General features: G+C 67.0%; 19 protein-coding genes and 1 tRNA gene. 10 read left to right on the top strand and 10 right to left on the bottom strand.

What is annotated here, in order from left to right; genetic code table 11:
* Positions 1–101 precede the first annotated feature (101 nt).
* The 3 genes from groES (at position 102) to HZF05_RS21240 (ending at position 3,239) form a co-directional block, all read left to right on the top strand.
* Positions 102–389: a co-chaperone GroES gene (gene groES / locus HZF05_RS21250; protein ID WP_160364446.1), complete on the top strand. Its 288-nt coding sequence runs from the start codon at positions 102–104 to the stop codon at positions 387–389.
* 50 nt (positions 390–439) lie between these two features.
* Positions 440–2,083: a chaperonin GroEL gene (gene groL / locus HZF05_RS21245; protein ID WP_160364445.1), complete on the top strand. Its 1,644-nt coding sequence runs from the start codon at positions 440–442 to the stop codon at positions 2,081–2,083.
* Positions 2,084–2,261: 178 nt separating this feature from the next.
* A complete protein-coding gene (locus HZF05_RS21240; RefSeq protein WP_160364444.1) occupies positions 2,262–3,239 on the top strand; it encodes a helix-turn-helix domain-containing protein in 978 nt (325 codons plus the stop codon).
* A gap of 7 nt (positions 3,240–3,246) precedes the next feature.
* Here the strand turns inward: HZF05_RS21240 and HZF05_RS21235 are convergent, their stop codons facing one another.
* The 4 genes from HZF05_RS21235 to HZF05_RS21220 all read right to left on the bottom strand — a co-directional run bounded on the left by HZF05_RS21235 (position 3,247) and on the right by HZF05_RS21220 (position 5,887).
* A complete protein-coding gene (locus HZF05_RS21235) occupies positions 3,247–3,474 on the bottom strand; it encodes a hypothetical protein (RefSeq protein ID WP_160364443.1) in 228 nt (75 codons plus the stop codon).
* Positions 3,475–3,661: 187 nt separating this feature from the next.
* Complete coding sequence (locus tag HZF05_RS21230; RefSeq protein ID WP_160364442.1) at positions 3,662–4,543, bottom strand: ion channel; 882 nt, start codon at positions 4,541–4,543, stop codon at positions 3,662–3,664.
* A 142-nt stretch (positions 4,544–4,685) separates the two neighbouring features.
* Positions 4,686–4,916: a hypothetical protein gene (locus HZF05_RS21225; RefSeq protein WP_160364441.1), complete on the bottom strand. Its 231-nt coding sequence runs from the start codon at positions 4,914–4,916 to the stop codon at positions 4,686–4,688.
* Positions 4,917–5,044: 128 nt separating this feature from the next.
* Positions 5,045–5,887 (bottom strand): MlaA family lipoprotein, encoded by an 843-nt coding sequence (locus HZF05_RS21220; RefSeq protein WP_160364440.1) that lies wholly within the window; start codon positions 5,885–5,887, stop codon positions 5,045–5,047.
* 125 nt (positions 5,888–6,012) lie between these two features.
* Between HZF05_RS21220 and HZF05_RS21215 the strand changes: the two genes are divergently transcribed.
* The 5 genes from HZF05_RS21215 to HZF05_RS21195 all read left to right on the top strand — a co-directional run bounded on the left by HZF05_RS21215 (position 6,013) and on the right by HZF05_RS21195 (position 12,690).
* Positions 6,013–6,957: an ArsR/SmtB family transcription factor gene (locus HZF05_RS21215; RefSeq protein WP_160364439.1), complete on the top strand. Its 945-nt coding sequence runs from the start codon at positions 6,013–6,015 to the stop codon at positions 6,955–6,957.
* Complete coding sequence (gene metF / locus HZF05_RS21210; RefSeq protein ID WP_160364438.1) at positions 6,957–7,895, top strand: methylenetetrahydrofolate reductase [NAD(P)H]; 939 nt, start codon at positions 6,957–6,959, stop codon at positions 7,893–7,895. The genes HZF05_RS21215 and metF overlap by 1 nt, the downstream gene beginning before the upstream one ends.
* Positions 7,892–8,938, top strand: coding sequence for a homocysteine S-methyltransferase family protein (locus tag HZF05_RS21205; RefSeq protein WP_160364437.1), 1,047 nt, complete (start codon positions 7,892–7,894; stop codon positions 8,936–8,938). The genes metF and HZF05_RS21205 overlap by 4 nt, the downstream gene beginning before the upstream one ends.
* Before the next feature lie 118 nt (positions 8,939–9,056).
* Entirely contained in the window at positions 9,057–11,690 is a 2,634-nt protein-coding gene (metH, locus tag HZF05_RS21200) for a methionine synthase (RefSeq protein ID WP_181638933.1), read from the top strand.
* A 70-nt stretch (positions 11,691–11,760) separates the two neighbouring features.
* Positions 11,761–12,690, top strand: coding sequence for a right-handed parallel beta-helix repeat-containing protein (locus HZF05_RS21195; RefSeq protein ID WP_160364436.1), 930 nt, complete (start codon positions 11,761–11,763; stop codon positions 12,688–12,690).
* Here the strand turns inward: HZF05_RS21195 and HZF05_RS21190 are convergent.
* The 4 genes from HZF05_RS21190 to moaA form a co-directional block, all read right to left on the bottom strand.
* Positions 12,687–13,760, bottom strand: coding sequence for an NAD(P)H-dependent flavin oxidoreductase (locus HZF05_RS21190; RefSeq protein ID WP_160364435.1), 1,074 nt, complete (start codon positions 13,758–13,760; stop codon positions 12,687–12,689). The genes HZF05_RS21195 and HZF05_RS21190 overlap by 4 nt on opposite strands.
* A 115-nt stretch (positions 13,761–13,875) precedes the next feature.
* Positions 13,876–13,950 (bottom strand) — tRNA-Asn (locus tag HZF05_RS21185).
* Between the two features lie 97 nt (positions 13,951–14,047).
* Complete coding sequence (locus HZF05_RS21180) at positions 14,048–14,851, bottom strand: NAD kinase (RefSeq protein WP_160364434.1); 804 nt, start codon at positions 14,849–14,851, stop codon at positions 14,048–14,050.
* Positions 14,848–15,858, bottom strand: a complete 1,011-nt coding sequence (gene moaA / locus HZF05_RS21175; protein ID WP_160364433.1) for a GTP 3',8-cyclase MoaA — start codon at positions 15,856–15,858, stop codon at positions 14,848–14,850. The genes HZF05_RS21180 and moaA overlap by 4 nt, the downstream gene beginning before the upstream one ends.
* A gap of 234 nt (positions 15,859–16,092) precedes the next feature.
* Here moaA and HZF05_RS21170 point away from each other — a divergent pair, with 234 nt between their 5' ends.
* Together HZF05_RS21170 and tgt are read left to right on the top strand one after the other, a co-directional pair.
* A complete protein-coding gene (locus HZF05_RS21170) occupies positions 16,093–18,039 on the top strand; it encodes a putative bifunctional diguanylate cyclase/phosphodiesterase (protein WP_160364432.1) in 1,947 nt (648 codons plus the stop codon).
* A 158-nt stretch (positions 18,040–18,197) separates the two neighbouring features.
* The gene (gene tgt, locus HZF05_RS21165; RefSeq protein ID WP_160364567.1) at positions 18,198–19,319 is read left to right on the top strand and encodes a tRNA guanosine(34) transglycosylase Tgt; all 1,122 of its coding nucleotides are present in this window, start codon (positions 18,198–18,200) and stop codon (positions 19,317–19,319) included.
* 1 nt (position 19,320) lies between these two features.
* Here the strand turns inward: tgt and HZF05_RS21160 are convergent, their stop codons facing one another.
* Both HZF05_RS21160 and HZF05_RS21155 read right to left on the bottom strand, forming a co-directional pair.
* Positions 19,321–19,665: a hypothetical protein gene (locus HZF05_RS21160; protein WP_160364431.1), complete on the bottom strand. Its 345-nt coding sequence runs from the start codon at positions 19,663–19,665 to the stop codon at positions 19,321–19,323.
* Positions 19,666–19,739: 74 nt separating this feature from the next.
* A complete protein-coding gene (locus HZF05_RS21155; protein ID WP_246332117.1) occupies positions 19,740–21,128 on the bottom strand; it encodes a glycoside hydrolase family 47 protein in 1,389 nt (462 codons plus the stop codon).
* Positions 21,129–21,167 lie beyond the last annotated feature (39 nt).

The raw sequence follows: 21,167 nt of genomic DNA, 5'->3' as shown, positions 1-21,167 counted from the left end.
CGCCTATGGGGAGTGCTAACAATGCCATCAATGCCGGCATCCGAGTCTCTCCCGCCGGGAGGGGGCGGGGGCCGGTAGCACACCGAGGAAAGGGTAGCCTCATGAATTTCCGTCCCCTGCACGATCGCGTGCTTGTGAAGCGCGTCGATGCCGAGGAGAAGACCTCCGGCGGCATCATCATCCCCGACACCGCCAAGGAAAAGCCGCAGGAGGGCGAGGTCGTCGCCGCCGGCGCCGGCGCCAAGGACGAGACCGGCAAGGTCACCCCGCTGGACGTCAAGGCCGGCGACAAGATCCTGTTCGGCAAGTGGTCGGGCACCGAGGTCAAGATCGACGGGCAGGACCTGCTGATCATGAAGGAATCGGACATCCTGGGCATCATCGGCTGAGCCGAACCCCAAGATCGTTCTTCAATCTATTCTAACTCAAGGAATTTCAAATGGCTGCGAAAGACGTCAAGTTTTCGCGTGACGCCCGTGAGCGCATGCTGCGCGGTGTCGACATCCTCGCCGATGCGGTGAAGGTGACCCTGGGCCCCAAGGGCCGCAACGTCGTGATCGACAAGTCGTTCGGCGCCCCGCGCATCACCAAGGACGGCGTCACCGTCGCCAAGGAGATCGAGCTCAAGGACAAGTTCGAGAACATGGGCGCGCAGATGATGCGCGAAGTGGCCTCGAAGCAGAACGACAAGGCCGGCGACGGCACCACCACCGCGACCGTGCTCGCTCAGGCGATCGTGCGCGAGGGCATGAAGTCTGTGGCCGCCGGCATGAATCCGATGGATCTGAAGCGCGGCATCGATCTGGCCGTGACCAAGGTCGTCGAGGACATCAAGGCGCGCTCCAAGCCCGTCTCCGGCACCAATGAGATCGCCCAGGTCGGCATCATCTCGGCCAATGGTGACGAGGAAGTCGGCCGCAAGATCGCGGAAGCGATGGAGAAGGTCGGCAAGGAAGGCGTCATCACCGTCGAGGAGGCCAAGGGCCTCGAGTTCGAGCTGGACGTCGTCGAGGGCATGCAGTTCGATCGCGGCTACCTGTCGCCCTACTTCATCACCAACCCGGAGAAGATGTCGGTCGAGCTCAACGACCCGTTCATCCTGATCCACGAGAAGAAGCTGTCGTCGCTGCAGGCGATGCTGCCGATCCTCGAGGCGGTGGTGCAGTCGGGCCGTCCGCTGCTGATCATCGCCGAGGACATCGAGGGCGAGGCTCTGGCCACGCTCGTCGTGAACAAGCTGCGTGGTGGCCTGAAGGTCGCGGCCGTGAAGGCGCCGGGCTTCGGCGATCGCCGCAAGGCGATGCTCGAGGACATCGCCGTGCTCACCAAGGGCGAGGTGATCTCCGAGGATCTCGGCATCAAGCTCGAGTCCGTGACGCTCAACATGCTCGGCACCGCCAAGCGCGTCTCGATCGACAAGGACAACACCACGCTGGTCGACGGCGCCGGTGACGAGGGCTCGATCAAGGCCCGCGTCGAGCAGATCCGCCAGCAGATCGAGATCACGACCTCCGACTACGACCGTGAGAAGCTTCAGGAGCGCCTCGCGAAGCTGGCCGGCGGCGTCGCCGTGATCAAGGTCGGCGGCTCGACCGAGGTCGAGGTGAAGGAGCGCAAGGACCGCGTCGACGACGCTCTCCATGCGACCCGCGCGGCCGTGGAAGAGGGCATCGTCCCGGGCGGCGGCGTGGCGCTGCTGTACGCGGCGAAGGCGCTCGACGGCCTGAAGGGCGCCAACGACGACCAGACCCGCGGTGTGGACATCATCCGCAAGGCGCTGCAGTCGCCGGTCCGCCAGATCGCCCAGAATGCGGGCGTGGACGGTGCGGTGGTCGCCGGCAAGCTGATCGACGCCAACGACGAGACGCTCGGCTTCAACGCGCAGACCGAGACGTACGAGAACCTCGTCGCCGCCGGCGTGATCGACCCGACCAAGGTCGTCCGCACCGCGCTGCAGGACGCCGCCTCGGTCTCCGGCCTGCTCATCACCACCGAGGCTTCGGTGGCCGAGCTGCCCGAGGACAAGCCCGCGATGCCGGCGATGCCCGGCGGCATGGGCGGCATGGGCGGCATGGACTTCTAATCCGCAGCACGGGGTTCTCCCCGCGCGGAAGTCGCCGAACAGAGGGAAGGGCCGGAGGAGCGATCCTCCGGCCCTTTTCCTATACGGACATACCGGACGAGTCCCGTGGACATCTCATCTTGCAAAGTCCGGATTATCGCTGCATCGCACAAGCAAGCGGCGCCGGGGGTGCAAGGGCATGGCTTTGCTGGATAATTCCGACGATCGATTGATTCCGGTCATCCGCTTCTCGACCGACGGCATGCGCCAGTCCGATGCGCACGAAGCCTGGCTGCAACGCGACTGGCCGAGCGCCAATATCCTGTTCGACACGACGCCGCTGGTGCCGTTCAGAACGACATCCGAGGCGTTCCAGCTCGGTTCGCTGCTGATCATGCACGCGAAGATGGGCAGCCAGCGCTGGGCGCGCGACGAGAAGAGAATCCGCCGCGACGACATCGATCACGTCACTTTCAGCGTCCGCGTTTCCGGTGGCGCGCGGGGTGAGGCGAACGGGCGCTCCTTCCACGCCGCGACGGGGTCGATCGTGGCCGTCGATCTCGCCCGTCCGAACAGCCACGATTCCGATTCCTCGCGCACCATCCAGATCGCCGTGCCGCGGGCGATCACCGAGGCTCGGCTGGGACGGGTGGAGCATCTGAACGGGGCGATCGCCAGTTCGTTTGGAGCTGGCTTGGTGCGATCCCACATCCTCCAGCTCTGTAGCCGAATCGGTGCGATTCCGGGCAACCAGCAGGATCGGCTGGCGGACACCGTGCTCGATCTGCTTGCGGTCGCTTATGCCGATAGCGGCGTGATCGCGCCCCGCGAGCGAGGCGACGCCGCCCTGCAGTATAAGGCGCGGCAGCAGATCGAGTCCCGGTTGGGCTCGCCGTCGCTGACGGTGGCGGCGCTCTGCAAACAGATGGGGTTTTCGCGATCGACCTTGTACCGCCTGTTCCACGACGAGGGTGGCGTGCAGACATTCATCCGGCAGCGGCGGCTGGAGGCCGTGCGCAGCGAGCTGTCCGATCCGGCGATCCGGGCGCCGATTACGGAAATTGCCGAGCGCTGGGGATTTTGCGACGCCGCCTATCTGGGGCGTCTGTTCCGCGAGAGCTACGGCATGACGCCGGGCGAAGCGCGCAACCAGGCGTTGGAGGCCTCGCGCAGCTAGCGAGCGGCTACCTGTGCGAGGCCTCTTCTTCTGCCTGTCGCGACGTCTGGCGCTCCTCCCGTCGCCGGGGGCTCGCATCCTTGCGCTCGTCGAACGCGCGCCATTGATCACGCTCGTCCTTGATGAGCGATGCGCCGCAGCGGACGCATTCCGATCGCCAGTTCAGGCCATCGTCCCAAATCCGCCGCTGCGACCGGACATGGCCTGAAAGGCGGCAACGCAACTTCGCGAACATGCAGTTCCCCCCCGGAACCAGACACCGGCACTCCCGGGCGGCGGGATGGGCGCTTCGGAGGGCAACCGCAACCGGCTCGCCTATTGCCGGTGTGTCATCGGCATTGAGTGCGTTTCAGCGCGAGACCTACCTTGTAACCACGAGCAGCGAACAAAGGGTCTGTCGATGCGAGTCGGCCCCGGCTCGGTCAGGGCACAGGGATGGTCACTGAACCGGCCCTTGGATGCGCGTCGTGGAGCTTCGTCAGGTCGAATTCCAGCAGATCCCGGCTGTCGTCCATCATGTCGGCGAACTCGTGGTCGATCAGCACCGCCTCGCGCGGATAGCTCTCGCCGCCGAGCGCCTGGCTGGCCAGCAAGGTGTCGGTGCCGCTGACCGTCACGGTCAGGCGGAATTCGCCGTCGCCGCGCAGCGTCTCCAGCATCGGCGAGCCGTCCTCGATCTCGTGGACCAAAGTCCAGGCGAAGGCCATCGAGGGATTGTGCGAGCGGACCAGCGGCAGCTCGACCAGTTGGCGGTAGGAGCGCCCGTCGGTCAGCGTCACCTTCTCCAGCCAGGACATCTGGGCAGAGACGTCGGCGATCGGCCGCAGCCGGGTCGAGGCGACGCGCACCATCAGCACCGATCGGTTCTCGCGCCTGCCGATCACCGCGATGCGGCTGAACACGAAGCTGGTGCGCGGCCTTGCGAAGCGGGCGAAGATCAGCCCGGTCATCGTGGCCGAGAAGAACAGGCCGAGCAGGATCTCGATCGCCGCGATGAAATGGCCGAGATGGGTTGCCGGCGCCATGTTGCCGTAGCCGACAGTGCCTAAGGTCTCGACCGAGAAGAAGAAGCCGTCGGCGATCGATCCCGGCGCGGCGTTGATCAGCGCGCCGGGCAGCGCCGCGTAGAGGATGCCGAAGGCGAGGTTGATCAGCACGAAGAAAACGGCGACGAGGCCGATGAACGCCGGCCAGCTCATCTCCATCGTCGCGTAATAGAGGTCGCTCGCGGCGGACGGCCGGCCGATCTTGACCGCGCGGAAGCCGCCGAGATCGAGCATGTGGCGGCGGGGGCGGCGTGGCATGGCCCAAGCCTAGTCGAGCGGCGCGGAGATCGCCAGCCGCCGCGGATCGGCTGGATGATCGCTAGACAAAAAGGCCGCAGCGCCCCGTGAGGAGCGCGCGGCCTTTCCGTTCACCGATCGGGCTGAAGCCCGACCTGGATGACTACATCGCGTTCGAAGCGTTCGCGTCGGTCGCGGCGGCGTTGTCCACGGCGGCGGCCGAGTTGTCGGTCGCGTCGGCGGTCGCGGCGTTGACGTCGGCGATCGCGTCGTTGGCGGCCGCGTTCAGATCGGCCGAAACGTCCGCGTTGTTGGCGGCGTCGGTCTTCTTCGAGCAGGCGGCAGCGCCCATGGCAACCGCAACGATGAGCGGCAGCGCGACAATCTTCTTCATGTGCGTCTCTTCCCTGATGACGGAGCACTGGTTCGGCTTACCGGGTGCATATTTCAGCAAGCCCCCCCAAGCCGTCCGCAGGCCTAGCGCCTTGCGCGCCGCCTTGCAATGCCGAGTGTGTGGCGGGTTTATTTCGGCGATGCACCGGTCTCCGGCGTCGGCGCAGGCTGCGGCTGGTCCGGCGTGGGAACGGTCGCGGCGGGTGCTGCGCCGTTGTCCGGCCCGAGATCGTCGAGCGCGGCGTTGAGCGCGGCATCGTCGCTGCCGCCGTTGCCGCCGTCGTCGCGATCCTCGATCTGCGCCTGACGATGCTGGAGATAGGCGGAACGCGCGACCGCGTAGCTGTCCGCGCTGCTATCGAGCAGCGAATCCGCGCCGGAGTCGATCAGGTTGGCGCGCGCATCGACGAATTCGAAGGCGGTAAGCCCTGCTGCGGGCCAGAAGCTCAGTTCCTTGCGGATCACGATGCGATACGGATCGACCCATTGCGAGGCGATCGTGCCGATGCCGTCGCGGATCGTCGTCGGGCCGTAGAGGGGCAGCACGAGATAGGTCGATTTCTTGGCGCCCCACACCGCGAAGGTCTGGCCCAGATCCTCGGGCGTCTTGGGATAGCCGTTGCGGCCGGCCACATCCATGAAGCCGCCGAGGCCGACCGTCGTGTTGATCACGAAGCGGCCGAGCGAATTGAGCGCACGCTTGGGCTTGCCCTGCAGCATGCCGTTGATGAAGGAGAACGGCTCCGTCACGTTGTCGAGCATGTTGGAGAGGCCGTGGCGCACCGGATGCGGCATCACGGCGATATAGCCCTTGGCGACGGGCTTCATCACCGCCTTGTCGAGCCCTTCGTCGAGCTTCCACATCTTGCGGTTAAAGCCTTCGTAGGGATCACCCGGAGTCTTGGGGCCGGTGGTCGCGCAAGCGGCCAGAAGCATGAGAGCGGGGAGGGCTTTCCAGGCGCGCGTCGACAAATCATCCCCCCTTTCAGGAACGGCGGTGTAACACTTTCGCCGGAGATAGGTTGCCGCTTGCCACGCAGGAAGAGGCATCACAAGGCGATTGACCGATATAAGGATATCTTTATATCGTTATCCCAATGAAGGACGCGCTCGCCATCTTCCGTGCTCTCGCCGATCCGACCCGGCTCAGGATCGTCGCGCTGCTGCGCGTGATGGAACTTTCGGTGGGCGAACTGGCGCAGGTGCTGGGGCAAAGCCAGCCGCGGGTCTCGCGTCACGTGAAGATCCTCGCCGATGCGGGCCTCACCGACCGTCGGCGCGAGGGGAGCTGGGTGTTCCTGGCGTTGGGCGATCCGCACCGGGTGTCGCCGGTGTTCGATGCGATCGACGCCTGGGGACAGGGGGATGTGTCGGGCGATCTCGCCCGCCTCGATGCGGTGCGGGCCGAGCGCTCTATTGCTGCCGAGCGCTATTTCGAAGGCCATGCGGCGGAGTGGGACGCGATCCGTTCGCTCCACGTCGCCGAGGCCGAGGTGGAGGCGGCGATCGGCCGTGCGCTGGGTGAGGGGCCAATCGGACGCCTCGTCGATGTCGGCACCGGCACGGGGCGGATGATCGAATTGCTCGGGCCGCGCGCGGAGAGCGCGATCGGGATCGACCGTTCGCCGGAAATGCTCCGCTTTGCCCGCGCCAAGCTTTCCTCGCGCGCGGAGATGGCCAAGGCCGAGCTACGGCAGGGCGACATGTATGCCCTGCCGCTTCAGGACCGGTCCGCCGATGTCGTCGTGCTCCATCTGGTGCTGCATTATGCGCAGCAGCCTGCGGCTGCAGTGGCCGAGGCGGCAAGGCTGCTCGGGCCCGGCGGCCGCTTGCTGATCGCCGACTTCGCGCCGCACGAACGCGAGGAATTACGCGATCAGGCCGCGCACGCCCGCCTGGGCTTCTCGGATCAGCAGATGGCCGAGTGGTTCGGCGCGGCGGGGCTGGCCCCGGCGCAGATCGAGGCGCTGGCGGGCGGAGAATTGACCGTGAAGCTGTGGCTGGGCGAGCGCCCGGCCGAGTCGGTCCGGAGGGTTGCGTGATGCCGACGATGTCCGAACTCGAAGAGGCGCGCCGCGCGCTCGATGCGCCGCTGTTCGCCGATCTGGCGGGCGACGCACAGGTGTCGTTCGAATTCTTCCCGCCGAAAAGCGAGAAGATGGAAGCGCAATTGTGGGATGCGATCCAGACACTGAGCCCGCTGGGGCCGCGTTTCGTCGCCGTGACCTACGGCGCGGGCGGCTCGACCCGCGAGCGCACCCATGCGACCGTCGCGCGGATCGCCAGCGAGACCGCGATTCCGGCCGCCGCGCACCTCACCTGCGTCGATGCGACGAAGGAGGAGGTCGACGAGATCGCGCGGGCCTATTGGGAGGCCGGGGTGCGCCACATCGTAGCGCTGCGCGGTGATCCGCCGCGGGCGGGCGAGAGCTTCGAGCAGCATCCCGGCGGCTATCGCAACGCCGCCGATCTGGTGGCGGGTCTCCGGAAGATCGCGCCTTTCGAGATTTCGGTTGCCGCCTATCCCGAATGCCACCCGGATTCGCTCTCCGTCGCGGCCGATCTTGAAAATCTGAAGGCCAAGATCGATGCCGGCGCGACGCGGGCAACGACGCAATTCTTCTTCGAGCCCGAATGCTTCTTCCGCTTCCGCGACAAGGTGGCGGCGCACGGCATGGACATCGAGATCCTGCCCGGCATCATGCCGGTGACCAACTTCGCCGCGATCAGCCGGATGGCGGCGATGAACGGCACCGCCGTGCCGAGCTGGATGGGCCGCCTGTTCGAGGGGCTGGACGATCACCCCGCCGCGCGCCAGCTGGTCGCCGCGACGGTCGCTGCCGAGCTCTGCCGCAAGCTCTATGCGGGCGGGGTGCGCCACTTCCATTTCTACACGCTCAACCGCGCCGAGCTGGCCTTCGCGATCTGCCACCTGCTCGGGCTGCGCGCGAACGCCAAGGCGCTGGAGAAAGCCGCATGAGCAAGGCCGATCTATTCCGCGCCGAGGCCGCGAAGCGCATCCTGCTGACCGACGGCGCCTTCGGCACGATGATCCAGGGCTATGGCCTCGACGAAGCCGCCTACCGCGGCGAGTACGACACCGGCTTCGACCAGAAGGGCAATAACGACCTGCTGGCGCTGACCCGGCCGGACATCATCGATGCGATCACCCGCGAGTATCTGGCAGCGGGATCGGACATCGTCTCCACCAACACCTTCAACGCCAACACGATCAGCCAGGCTGATTACGGCGCCCAGTTTCTGGTGCGCGCGATGAATCTTGCAGCAGCGAAGATCGCTCGGCAGGCGGCCGACGATTTCGAGGCGAAGGACGGCCGCCCGCGCTTCGTGGCGGGCGCGGTGGGGCCGACCAACAAGACGCTGTCGCTCTCGCCCGACGTCAACGATCCCGGCTTCCGCGCCATCGACTTCGACGAGCTGAAAGAGGTGTATCGCGATCAGGTCGATGCGCTGCTCGACGGCGGGTGTGACTTCATCCTGATCGAGACGATCTTCGACACGCTGAACGCCAAGGCCGGCATCATGGCGGTGATCGAGGCCGGTGATGCGCGCGGTGAGCCGGTGCCGCTGATGATCTCGATGACGATCACCGACATGTCCGGCCGCAATCTGTCCGGGCATTCGGTCGAGGCCTTCTGGGCGGCGGTGCGCCATGCCCGGCCGCTGACGATCGGGCTCAACTGCTCGTTCGGCGCGCCGCAGCTGCGCCCGCACGTCGCGACGCTGGCCGCGCAGGCCGATGCGCTGATGATGGTCTATCCGAACGCCGGCCTGCCTAACGAACTGGGCGCCTATGACGAGGAACCGCACACCACCGGCGGCTTCATTGCGGAGTGGGCGGCGACCGGGCTGATCAACATCGTCGGCGGCTGCTGCGGCACCACGCCCGCGCACATCGCGAAGATGGCCGAGGCGGTGCAGGGGCATACGCCGCGCGCATTACCCACGCCGCCGGTGAAGATGATGCTCGCCGGTCTCGAGCCGTTCGTGATCGCGGCCTAATCCGCCGCCCCCTTTTGCCGAACATCCGTTCGGCCTGAGCGCAGTCGAAGGCCATGCGCGAACGGTGGCTGCACTTCGACTTCGTTCAGCGCGAACGGACCTTGGAAGATCGAGTTTGATGGCCACCGCACCCGACATGACGCCCGATGACGAACCCCGGACCCGCGCCACCTTCGTCAACATCGGCGAGCGTACCAACGTCACCGGATCGGCGGCGTTCAAGAAGCTGATCATGGCCGGCGACTATGTGAAGGCGGTCGAGGTCGCGCGCGCGCAGGTCGAGAACGGCGCGCAGGTGATCGACGTCAACATGGACGAGGGCCTGCTCGACGCCGAGCATGCCATGACCACCTTCCTCAAGCTGATCGCCGCCGAGCCGGACATCGCGCGCGTGCCGGTAATGGTGGACTCGTCCAAGTGGTCGGTGATCGAGGCGGGCCTCAAATGCGTATCGGGCAAGCCGATCGTCAACTCGATCAGCATGAAGGAGGGCGAGGAGGCCTTCCTGTATCACGCCCGCAAGTGCATGGCCTACGGTGCCGCCGTGGTCGTCATGGCGTTCGACGAGACCGGCCAGGCCGACACCAAGGCGCGCAAGATCGAGATCTGCGGGCGCGCCTACAAGCTGCTCGTCGGCATCGGCTTCCCGCCCGAGGACATCATCTTTGATCCCAACATCTTCGCGGTGGCGACGGGGATCGAGGAGCACAACAATTATGGCGTCGACTTCATCGAGGCGACTCGGGAAATCCGCCAGCGCTGCCCGCACGCCCATATCTCCGGCGGCCTCTCGAACCTCAGTTTCTCGTTCCGCGGCAACGAGCCGGTGCGCCGCGCGATGCACTCGATCTTCCTGTACCACGCCATTCCGGCGGGCATGGACATGGGCATCGTCAACGCCGGACAGCTCGACGTGTACGACCAGATCGATCCCGAGCTGCGCGTCGCCTGCGAGGACGTGATCCTCAACAAGGACCCGGACGCCACCGAGCGGCTGATCACGATCGCCGAGAAATATCGCGGCCAGAAGGATACGGTCGCCGAGAAGGCCGCCGAGGAATGGCGCGGCTGGCCGGTGGCGAAGCGGCTGGAGCATGCGCTGGTCAAGGGCCTCGACGCCTTCGTAGTCGAGGATACCGAGGAGGCGCGGCAGAATTTCCCGCGCCCGATCGAGGTGATCGAAGGCCCGCTGATGGACGGCATGAATGTCGTCGGCGATCTGTTCGGCTCCGGCAAGATGTTCCTGCCGCAGGTGGTGAAGTCCGCGCGCGTGATGAAGAAGGCGGTGGCGCACCTGCTGCCCTTCATCGAGGCTGCCAAGGAAATCGGCGCGCGCCCCAAGGGCCGCATCGTGATGGCGACGGTGAAGGGCGACGTGCACGACATCGGCAAGAACATCGTCGGCGTCGTGCTGGCCTGTAACGGCTACGACATCATCGATCTCGGCGTGATGGTGCCGTGGACGCAGATCCTGGAATCGGCGAACGAGAATGACGCCGACATGATCGGCCTCTCCGGCCTCATCACCCCCTCGCTCGACGAGATGGTGACGGTTGCGGCCGAGATGCAGCGGATCGGCATGACCATGCCTCTGCTGATCGGCGGCGCGACCACGTCGAAGGTCCACACCGCGATCAAGATCGCGCCGGCTTACAAGGGGCCGGTGGTGCATGTGCTGGACGCATCGCGCGCGGTGGGTGTCGCCTCGACGCTGATGAGCGACACGCAGAAGGACGGTTTCGTCGAGAAGACGGCCGCCGAATATGACGCGGTCCGCAGGGCGCGCGAGGGCAAGGGCCAGAACGAGCTCGCCACGCTGGCCGAGGCGCGGGCGAATGCCTTCGCCTTCGATCCGGCGCAGATGGCGCCTGCGGCGGCGAAGCCCGGCCTGCATGTGTTCGAGGATTGGGACCTCGCCGACCTGCGCGACACTATCGATTGGACGCCCTTCTTCCGCGCCTGGGAACTGGCCGGCAACTTCCCCACGATCCTCGACGACGCGGTGGTGGGGGAGAGCGCCCGCTCGCTCTACGCCGACGCGCAGGCGATGCTGGACCGGATTGTCGCCGAGAAATGGCTGACCGCCAGGGGTGTGGCGGGCCTGTGGCCGTGCCGGCGCGACGGCGACGACATTCTGGTCCGCTCGGGCGATGCCGAGGTGCGGATGCCGATGCTCCGCCAGCAGATCAGGAAGCGCGAGGGGCGGGCGAACATGTGCCTCGCCGATTTCATCAGCCCGGACGGGGACTGGATCGGCGGCTTCGCGGTGACGGCGGGCCACGGGATCGACGAGCGCTCCGCCGCCTTCCGCGCTGCCCACGACGACTATAGCGACATCATGCTCAAGGCGCTGGCCGATCGCCTCGCCGAGGCCTTCGCCGAGCGGCTGCACGCGCATGTCCGCGCCGATCTGTGGGGCTATGCGTTGGGCGAGCAGCTGACCAACGAGGCGCTGATCCGCGAGCAGTATCGCGGCATCCGCCCCGCGCCCGGCTATCCCGCCTGCCCGGATCACAGCCTCAAGCCGATCCTGTTCGATCTGCTCAAGGCGACCGACGCCACCGGCGTCACGCTGACCGAGCATTTCGCGATGCTGCCGACGGCCGCCGTCTCGGGCTTCTATTTCGGTCATGCCGACAGCCAGTATTTCGGCGTCGCGCGGATCGGGAAGGACCAGCTGGAAGATTATGCCCAGCGGCGCCAGGTCGATATCGAGACGGCAGAGCGCTGGCTGCGTCCCAATCTGGACTAGGCGAACATGACGAGCGCTTGAGGGCGGCGGCGGTCAATGGCAGCGTCCGCGCGCCATAGGAGTACGCCCCATGAAGTCTCTCGCCGCGTTCGTCGTGCTGTTGTCCGCCACCGCCGCGCAGGCACAGTCCGCGCCGCCCTTCGTGGTGCAGGAGAGTGGCAAGGGCTTCTGGCGGCTCGACGATGCCGTGAAGTCGGTCAACGGCGGCGACGCGACGATCGTAATCGCGCCGGGCACCTATCACGATTGCGCGAAGGTGAATCAGGGCCGCGTCGCCTTCCGCGCGAAGGTTTCGGGCAGCGTGATCTTCGACGGCGGCATGTGCGACGGCAAGGCGACCCTGGTATTCGAGGGCACGGATGCGATGGTCGACGGCCTGACCTTCCAGAACCTCTCCAACCAGGACGGGAACGGCGCCGGCATCCGCCTGACCAAGGGCAACCTCACGGTGATGAACTCCATCTTCCGCAATTCGGAGGAAGGTATCCTGACGGGCGAGGATCCGAACGGGGAAATTCGAGTCGATCGATCGACTTTCAGCGGCCTCGGCAGCTGTGCGAAGTCGTCCGGCTGCGCGCATGCGCTCTATGTCGGCCATTACGGCAAGCTCTACGTGACCCGCTCGCGCTTCGAGAAGGGGCGGGGCGGCCATTATCTGAAGACCCGCTCGGCCGTGGTCTCGATCACCGACAACAGCTTCGACGACGCGCAGGGACACGGCACCAACTACACGATGGACCTGTGCGCGGGTGCCACCGGCCTGATCGCGCGCAACGTGATGTCGGGCGGGCCGGACCGCGAGAACCACTCCGCCTTCATCGTGATCGGCGCCGAGCAGCGCGACAATCCGTCCGCCGGCCTCACCATCACCGGCAACACCGCGACGCTGACGCCGGGTGTAAGTTATTCGACCACCTTCGTGGCCGATTACACGCACGAGCCGATGAAGATCAGCGGCAATACGCTGGGTCGCGGCATCAAGGATTTCGAGACGCGCTAATCGCGGCTGCGCGCCTCTTCCAATTCGCGCGCCAGAGTCGCGACCAGTTCCGCCGCCGGCATGAAGCGGACGAGGGGTGCGCCTTGCCCCGCCCACTGGGCGCCGAAGCCGTATTCGCCGCGCGCCTTGCCGGCGGCGTGCAGTGCCTTCCCGAGATCGTAGGCGATCGGATAAGCGGGGATGGCGCCGCTGGGAACGGTGGCGCCGATCGCCGTGAATCGGTTGGCGAGCGAACGCGCGGGGCGGCCGGAGATGGCGCGCGTCATCGTCGTGTGATGCGCGGCATCGCTGGCGAGCGCGGCCCGATATCCTTCATCGGCCAGACTCTCGTCACAGCCGACGAAGGCGGTGCCGAGCTGTGCCGCCGCGGCACCGAGATCGAGGGTGGCGGCGATGTCGGCACCGTCCATGATCCCGCCCGCCGCGATCACCGGTAGCCGCGTCTCGCGCACCAGCAGCCGGACGAGCGCCATGGTGCCGAGCCGGTCATCGGGCTGGTCGGGATCGAAGACGCCGCGATGGCCGCCGGCCTCCCAGCCTTGCGCGACGATCGCGTCGATACCTGCCGCCTCGATGGCGCGCGCCTCGGCGAGGCTGGTCGCGGAGGCGAGCAGGAGGATGCCGGCTTCACGCAGGGCCTGTAGAGCGGCGTTCGAGGGAAGCCCGAAGTGGAAACTGACGACTGCCGGTCGCGCATCCAGCAACATACGCAGCATCGCCTCGTCGGCCACGAAGCTGCGGTAGATTTCGGAGAGCCCGGCGGGGGGCGTCGCGCCCAGCGTCTCGAACTCGGGCCGTAACCGCGCGATCCATTCTCCCTCGACAACGGCATCGGCAATCGCCGGACGGTGGCAGAACAGGTTGACGTTGAAGGGCTTCGATGTCCCGTCCCGAGTTGCCGCGATCATCGCGCGGGCTTGCCCGGCATCCACCGCGCCCACGCCGATCGAACCGAGCCCGCCTGCCTCGCTGACAGCCGCTGCCATGGCGGGCGAGGACGTGCCCGCCATCGGTGCCTGTATGATTGGTAGCCTGACGCCGATCCGATCGAGCAGGGAGGTAGCCGTCATGCTGCGTCCTCGCGGATTCGGGGCCGGCAGGCTTCCGGGCCGTTCGCCGTCGATAGTCGACGCAATAGAAATCGGCCGGAGGAGGCTCCGCATGGCAAGCCGGAAATCGTCGGAATGGCTCCCCGGGTAGGATTCGAACCTACGGCCGCTCGATTAACAGTCGAGAGCTCTACCGCTGAGCTACCGAGGAATGGCCATTTCGCATCACCCGTTTCCGGGCGAGGCGCGCCCTATGCAACGTCTGCCGGGGCGTTGCAACCCCCTTCGCACCGCATGGCTAACAAAGCCTAAACGGCGAATTGCTCCATGGTTATACGATCGTCGAGAGCATGCTCGGGATCGAACATCAGCGTCAGCGCGATCGATCGGTCCATCGAGATCTGCACCACTGAAACGTCGCGGATCTCGCGCTGGTCAGCGACCGCCGAGACCGGGCGCTTGACCGGGTCGATCACCCGGAAGGAGACGCGTGCCGTCTCGGGTAGGATCGCGCCGCGCCAGCGCCGCGGGCGGAAGGCGCTGATCGGGGTGAGCGCGACAAGACCCGAGCCGAGCGGCAGGATCGGCCCCTGCGCGGACAGGTTGTAGGCGGTGGAGCCCGCCGCCGTCGCCACCAGCACGCCGTCGCAGACCAGCTCGGGCAGAACCACCCGGCCGTCGACGCTCACCTCCACCCAGGCGGTCTGGCGCGTCTCGCGCAGCAGCGACACCTCATTGATGGCGGGCGATGCGAAGCGTTCGCCGTCGATCGTCTCGGCATCCATGCGCAGCGGCGCGACCGAGAAGCTGCGCGCGCGCGCCAGCCGATCCGACAGCGCATCCAGTCGCCACTCGTTCATCAGGAAACCGACCGTGCCGAGATTCATGCCGAACACCGGACGGACGCGGTGCCGATCCAGCATGCCGTGCAAAGTCTGGAGCATGAAGCCGTCGCCACCGAGCGCGATGACGACGTCGGCGTCGTCCACCATCGTGAACTCGTAGCGCGCGCGCAACTCGGCCTCCGCAGCCTGCGCAGCGGGCGCGGGCGAGGCGACGAGCGCCATGCGGCGAAGCTCCTGCCGGGTATCCCGGCCTCTCTGGTCGCTCATCCGCCGGTGACGCTCATGTGACGGGACACGGCGGGCGCCGCGCCGCGTCCGGCGATCGCGAAATGGTGCCGGCGCGGCTTGAGGCGGAGCGCTTCGTCGATCGCCTCGTCGAGCGCGGCACGGCCGCCCCCGCGCAGCGCTTTCTTGAGATCGACGTGATCCTCGTGGCCCAGGCACATCGTGAGCTTGCCGTCGATGGTGACTCGCAGCCTGTTGCATCCCTCGCAGAAATTGTCGGTGAGGGGGGTGATGAAGCCGATCCGTCCGCCCGTCTCGGCGACGCGGGCGTAACGCGCCGGGCCACCGGTGCGATGTGTGTCGGGGACGAAAGTGAAGCATTCCTCGAGCCGGGCACGCACGCCATCGAGCGGCAGATAGCGATCCGTCCGGTCCTCGTCGACGACGCCCAATGGCATCGTCTCGATCAGCGTGAGATCGAAGCCGCGATCACCGCACCACCGGATCATCGGTGCGATCTCGTCCTCGTTGAGTCCCTTGAGCGCCACCATGTTGATCTTGACGCGCAGCCCGGCGGCCCGTGCCGCTTCGATGCCGCCGAGCACCTGATCCAGATCGCCCGTTCGCGTGATATGACGGAAGCGATCGGGATCACGGCTGTCGAGACTGACGTTGATCCGCCGCACGCCGGCATCGAACAGCGCTCCGGCATGATCGGCGAGGCGGGTCGCATTGGTGGTGAGCGTCAGCTCCTCCAGCCCTTGCCCGATCTGCCGGCCGATGCTGCGCGCCAGATCGTCGATGCCGCGTCGGGCGAGTGGTTCGCCGCCGGTCAGCCGGATGCGCGTGACGCCGCGCGTGACGAAGGCATTGGCCACCTCCGCCAGTTCCTCCAGCGTCAGCACCTCGCGGCGCGGCAGGAAGGACATCGCCTCGCTCATGCAATAACGGCAGCGCAGATCGCAGCGATCGGTCACCGAAAGACGGACATAGCTGATCCGCCGGCCGAAGGCGTCGCTGAGCGACGGCGCGGGGGAGGGGATCGCCATGACAGGGAGTTAGGGCCTCGGATGCCCGCCAGCAAGCCCAGCCGCGCCCATCGCGGGACAGATCGAGCGGCGAATCCCATTGGAGGCTTGAGGTGCGCGCGATAGCGTGCTTCCGCTCCGGGCCCATTGCGAGCCCGGAGGGGGAGAGCGACCATTTCGGCCAGCGACGAGTTTCCGGCGGGTTCGGCGCCTCTGTTCCTGCTGTCGTTCCGGCAGCGTGACGAGCTCGCCCATATGGCGGAGCGCGCCGGCTGGGCGGCGATCGCGGCGCGGCGCATTGAGGGGCTGGAGCGGCGCTTCCTCGCCAGCGGCGCATCCGTGGTGGTGATCGACGCACGCGCAACGCTTGCGGAGGGACTGGCGGCGGCCCGTCAGCTTTCCGATGCGGTGCAGGCCAATGGCGCTGCGCTGCTCTTCCTCGTCGGGCGGCGCGAAGCCTCGGCGGTGGCGGCCGCATTCGAGGCCGGGGCGACTCACTACCTCGCCATGCCCTTCGCCGAAGGGGAGTTCGCGCAGGCGCTCCGCTTCGCCCAGCGCCATGCCGAACGGCTGGCCGGCGGGCATCGCGCGGCGGCGGGCCGGGCGCGGCTGGTCGAGAGCGAGGCGATGGTGTGGCGCTGGTCGCCGGAGAAGCCCGCCAAGCTCGCGCTGAGCCCTGCGCTGGCGCAGGCGAGTGGCTTCGCCGAGGAGCAGACCGAGCTACCGCGCAACGTGGCCCAGCGGCTGCTCGGGCGCGGCGGGATGCGCGCGGCGCTGCACGCTGTGGCGCGGCTGCGGCAGGAGGGCGGCGTCTCGCCCTTCGCGCACAATGCGCTCGACGGGCGTCGCGTCGCGCACCACGTGATGTGGGAGGAGGGGACGATCGTCGGCCATGTCGAGCCGCTCGATGCGACCCGCGCTTCCGACGCCGCGCCGCGCGATCCTCTTACCGGCCTGGATGACGGCTATGGTGCGCGGCGCTGGATCGAGGGGCGCATCGCGCAGGGGCAGGCGCCGATCCTGATCGTGCTCGGCCTGTCGCGCTTCGACATGGTCAACGCCGCCTTCGGGCGCCCGGTGGGGGACGCGATCATCCGGTCGGTGGCGCGCCGTATCGAGCGGCTGGCGGTAGGCAGCGGCGCGCGGCGTCGGCTGGTCGCGCGGCTGGCGGGTGCCGAGTTCGCGGTCGGCCTGCCCCAGCCGGCGACGATCGAGGAAGCCGAGATGCTGGCCGGCGAGCTGGTCGCGGCGATCGCGCGACCGTTCGTGGCGGGCGAGCATGTCGTCAATCTGACCGCGCGCGTCGGCATCGCCAGCGCCGGCGGATCGGATGCCGGCGAGCTGTTGCGCCATGCCAGCCTCGCGCTCGCCGATGCGCGCGAGCAGGAGCCGGCACGGGTCCGCGTCTTCGAGCTGGGGCAGGAAAGCCGCCGCGCCGAGGACCGCCGGCTGGAGCTTGATTTGCGCCTCGCGCTCGACGAGGACCGGATCGAGATCCTCTGGCAACCGCAGGTCGCGGTGGCGAGCGCCGAGATCATCGGCGTCGAGGCGCTGGCGCGCTGGAACCACCCGGTGCTGGGCGAGCTCGGTGCCGAGGCGTTGTTCGCCGCCGCCGAACGCTCCGATTATCTGGTCGAGCTCTCCCGCCATGTTCAGGCCAAAGCGATCAAGGCAGCGGCGGCGTGGGATGGGGAACTGGCAGGGCTGCATGTCGCAGTGAACGTCACGGCCGCCGACATTGCCGAACCGGGCTTCGCCGAGCGGATGCTGGCGATGGCGGCCCAGGCCGGTCTCATCGATCGGCTGACGGTCGAGATTACGGAGAGCGGGTTGATGGAGGATCTGGGCAGCGCTGCGGAGTTGCTGGCCCAGCTCCGCTCGGGCGGCCTGCGCGTCGCGATCGACGATTTCGGCACCGGCTATTCCAGCCTTGCATATCTGAAGGCGCTGCCGCTCGACACGATCAAGATCGACCGCCGGCTGACGCAGGACATCGCCGGATCGGCGCGTGACCGCATCGTGGTGCGTGGCGTGATCGACATGGCCCGATCGCTTGGGTTGGCCGTGGTGGCGGAAGGAGTGGAGACCGAGGAACAGCTCCACCTGCTCGCGGCTGAGGGCTGCACCTATTATCAGGGCTTCCTCTGCTCGCCCCCGGTGGATGTGCGGGCGATGGAAACGCTCCTGAACCGTTCGTCCTGAGGAGGGACTGAGCGGAGCGCAGCGAAGTCGAAGGCCCGTCTCGAAGGACGCTGCTCCGGGAGCTATGCTTCGAGACGCCACTTCGACAAGCTCAGTGGCTCCTCAGCACGAACGGTGCGGATTTGGAAGTGGCGAGAAATCTCGTAAAGCCCGCCGCCATGACTCGTTTCTCCTTCACCATCGCCGCCACCGACGGCCGCGCCCGCACCGGCGCGATCGCCATGCGGCGCGGCGAAATCCGCACGCCTGCCTTCATGCCGGTCGGTACCGCAGGCACCGTCAAGGCGGTGAAGCCTGCGGACGTGCGCGCGGCTGGCGCCGACATCATCCTCGGCAACACCTATCACCTGATGCTGCGGCCGGGTGCCGAGCGGGTCGCGAAGCTGGGCGGGCTGCACAGTTTCATGCAATGGGATCGGCCGATCCTCACCGATTCGGGCGGTTATCAGGTGATGTCGCTGTCGGCTCTCACCAAACGGAGCGAGGAGGGCGTGGCCTTCGCCAGCCATCTCGACGGGTCGCGCCACATGCTTTCCCCCGAGCGATCGATGGAGATCCAGCGCCTGCTCGGCTCGGACATCGTCATGGCCTTCGACGAGCTGGTGCCGACCACCTCGACGCGCGAGATGCAGACCGCCGCGATGGAGCGATCGATGCGCTGGGCGCGGCGATCGCGCGATGCCTTCGATGCTGGCGGCGCGCATGCGGAGCGCGCGGCGTTGTTCGGTATCCAGCAGGGCGCGCTCGACGAAGGGCTGCGCAAGGCCTCGGCCGATGCGCTGCTCGACATCGGGTTCGACGGCTATGCGGTCGGCGGCCTTGCGGTGGGCGAGGGGCAGGAGGCGATGTTCGGCTGCCTCGATTACGCACCGGGCCAGCTCGATCCGATAAAGCCGCGCTACCTGATGGGTGTCGGCAAGCCCGACGACATCGTCGGCGCAGTGGAGCGCGGCATCGACATGTTCGACTGCGTGCTGCCGACCCGCTCGGGACGCAACGGGCAGGCCTTCACGTGGGATGGGCCGATCAACATTCGCAACGCCAAGTTCGCGGAGGACCAGACCCCGCTCGACCCGGAAAGCCCGACTGCCCGGTGGACCAAGGCCTATCTCCATCACCTGATCAAATCGGGCGAGATGCTCGGTGCGATGCTGATGACCGAGCATAATCTCTGGTTTTACCAGCGGCTGATGCAGGGTTTGCGTGATGCGATCGCGCAGCAGCGGCTGACGGCGTTCGCCGACGATTTCCGGGCGCGATACAAGGGCGGAAAGGGCTGAGTTACTTCAGCTCCTTCATCGCCATGTCGCGCAGCGCCTTGCGGGTCTTGTCGGTGTTTCCCTTCACGAAATCTGCCGTGTTGCCGAGCTGGTAGAGCTGCGCCAGCGCAGAAAGCGAGGAGGCGTAGTTCGCCTCCTTCGTGCCGCATTCGGCGATGGCGGCGTCGGCCACCTTGTCGTGATCCTTGACCTTGCCGGCCTTGTGGTGCGTCTCCCTGAGCACGCAATTGCGCCACTGGCCGTAGGCGAACACCTCCGTCGCGGTGACGCGATCCTGCGCGGATTGCCCATCGGCGGGCGTGGTCGTGGGAGCGGCCAATTGCGCCGCGACGAGAAACACCAGCACCGAAAACTCCCGCGTGGAGCGATTATCATACAAAAGAGAGGGTGAGCGGCGTCAAGCGTGAAAGGGCTTTGAATTCACGCCCCGCGCCGGAATCCCAGCAGCACGTTGCCCTCGGTGGAGAGGTAGTTGCGCTTGTAGTCGAAGCGCGGCGTGTCGGAGAACAGCAGGTAGTAATATTTCATCTGCTCGGACCACCAGTAACCGGGGCAATGATCCGCCTGCCGCTTGGGATTGGACGTCACGTCGGCGAGATCGGTGTAACCGTAGGTCGCCTTGTTCCAGCGCTTCATGGCTAGGAAGTGGGCGCGGCCGATCTCCCGCCAGCGGGGCTCGGGATCGAGCAGCCAGAGGTTGAACGCCGCATCCGCCAGCTCCGGCCGCAGCGAATTGCTCACCTGTGTCGGCCGGACGGCGGCGTAGTCATAGCCCTCGGGTAGCACACCGTAGCGATCCTGCACCGTCGCCCAGCTTTCGGTATAGGCGGCGCCCTGCTTCATTGCGCCTCCCTGACCCAGCAGCCCGCCATAGAAGGAGGCAAGCTCGTCCTGCTCGGTGGTGACGATCGCACCCGTTTCGAAATCCACATCCGGAAACCATAGCCGGCTGCCCTTCCAGACCTGTTGATGCTTCAGGATCGCGGCCGTGCAGGTGTCGTACATCCGCTTCCATTCGGGATCGCCGAACAGCTGCCAGCCGTCCCACAGATATTCGAAGAAGCTGTCGCCATAGGAGCCGACCGTTGCGGTGCGGGATTTCCATTCGCCGCTCAGCACGTCGATCTGCGTGGCGACCAGATCGAGTTTCGACCGGCGATCGAACACGGCAAGCGCCGCCTTGCGCGCGGCATCGCTGTAGCGCGGATCCCCGGTGAGGCGGCTGAGCGTCCCCCATTCGGGCCAGTAGGTGGCGATGCCGGCGGGGCTGTTGACGCCGTTCCGCACCGCGCCGGTCTTGAGGTTGATCGTGCCCCACGGCATGCCGGTCGGCGTGCCGAACGCCGGGAGCAGGCGATCGGCGAGATCTTTCGCTTTCGCGAGTAGCACCGGATCGCCGCAGGCATGATGCGCGGAGAGCAGACCGCCGACCAGCCGGATCGAGGTCTCGAACACAGAGACATCGCCGTCGACGTCGAAATCGAGGTTCGCCTTCACCCAGTCGACGCCGTCCTGGAAGCGGCTGTCGAGGCCCATCACCCACAAGGTATCGAGCGCCTCGATCAGGCTCAGCCCAAGATGATGGCCGTTCCTGAGCGGGAAGCTGGAGACGGTGCGGCTGACCGGCCTGATCTCGTCCTTGCCCCAGGCGTGGGCCTTATACTGATCCCATGCCCAGGCCATCTGGGTCTTCACGTCTTCGGCCAGTGTGCGCCAGTCGGCGGGGCCGGATCGGCCGACGGAGGCCAGCCCGGCCCCGCTCCACGCCGCCGCCGCGCCTGCCATCACGCCACGCCTGCCGATCCGCATCGCGAAACCTCGCAAAAGCCGACCCTCTAGCGGAGGAGC

It is taken from the genome of Sphingomonas chungangi (assembly GCF_013778325.1).
Taxonomy (GTDB): domain Bacteria; phylum Pseudomonadota; class Alphaproteobacteria; order Sphingomonadales; family Sphingomonadaceae; genus Solisphingomonas; species Solisphingomonas chungangi.
This window is presented reverse-complemented; position numbering and strand designations above follow the sequence as displayed.

Excerpts from the sequence above, each read along its gene's own strand:
- HZF05_RS21225 (WP_160364441.1), bottom strand. The coding sequence starts at position 4,916 with ATGAAGAAGATTGTCGCGCTGCCGCTCATCGTTGCGGTTGCCATGGGC.
- HZF05_RS21155 (WP_246332117.1), bottom strand. The coding sequence starts at position 21,128 with ATGCGGATCGGCAGGCGTGGCGTGATGGCAGGCGCGGCGGCGGCGTGG.
- HZF05_RS21230 (WP_160364442.1), bottom strand. The coding sequence starts at position 4,543 with ATGCCACGCCGCCCCCGCCGCCACATGCTCGATCTCGGCGGCTTCCGC.
- HZF05_RS21240 (WP_160364444.1), top strand. The coding sequence starts at position 2,262 with ATGGCTTTGCTGGATAATTCCGACGATCGATTGATTCCGGTCATCCGC.
- groES (WP_160364446.1), top strand. The coding sequence starts at position 102 with ATGAATTTCCGTCCCCTGCACGATCGCGTGCTTGTGAAGCGCGTCGAT.
- HZF05_RS21180 (WP_160364434.1), bottom strand. The coding sequence starts at position 14,851 with ATGAGCGACCAGAGAGGCCGGGATACCCGGCAGGAGCTTCGCCGCATG.
- HZF05_RS21190 (WP_160364435.1), bottom strand. The coding sequence starts at position 13,760 with ATGACGGCTACCTCCCTGCTCGATCGGATCGGCGTCAGGCTACCAATC.
- moaA (WP_160364433.1), bottom strand. The coding sequence starts at position 15,858 with ATGGCGATCCCCTCCCCCGCGCCGTCGCTCAGCGACGCCTTCGGCCGG.
- tgt (WP_160364567.1), top strand. The coding sequence starts at position 18,198 with ATGACTCGTTTCTCCTTCACCATCGCCGCCACCGACGGCCGCGCCCGC.
- metH (WP_181638933.1), top strand. The coding sequence starts at position 9,057 with ATGGCCACCGCACCCGACATGACGCCCGATGACGAACCCCGGACCCGC.
- HZF05_RS21195 (WP_160364436.1), top strand. The coding sequence starts at position 11,761 with ATGAAGTCTCTCGCCGCGTTCGTCGTGCTGTTGTCCGCCACCGCCGCG.
- metF (WP_160364438.1), top strand. The coding sequence starts at position 6,957 with ATGCCGACGATGTCCGAACTCGAAGAGGCGCGCCGCGCGCTCGATGCG.
- groL (WP_160364445.1), top strand. The coding sequence starts at position 440 with ATGGCTGCGAAAGACGTCAAGTTTTCGCGTGACGCCCGTGAGCGCATG.
- HZF05_RS21205 (WP_160364437.1), top strand. The coding sequence starts at position 7,892 with ATGAGCAAGGCCGATCTATTCCGCGCCGAGGCCGCGAAGCGCATCCTG.
- HZF05_RS21215 (WP_160364439.1), top strand. The coding sequence starts at position 6,013 with ATGAAGGACGCGCTCGCCATCTTCCGTGCTCTCGCCGATCCGACCCGG.
- HZF05_RS21235 (WP_160364443.1), bottom strand. The coding sequence starts at position 3,474 with ATGTTCGCGAAGTTGCGTTGCCGCCTTTCAGGCCATGTCCGGTCGCAG.
- HZF05_RS21170 (WP_160364432.1), top strand. The coding sequence starts at position 16,093 with ATGGCGGAGCGCGCCGGCTGGGCGGCGATCGCGGCGCGGCGCATTGAG.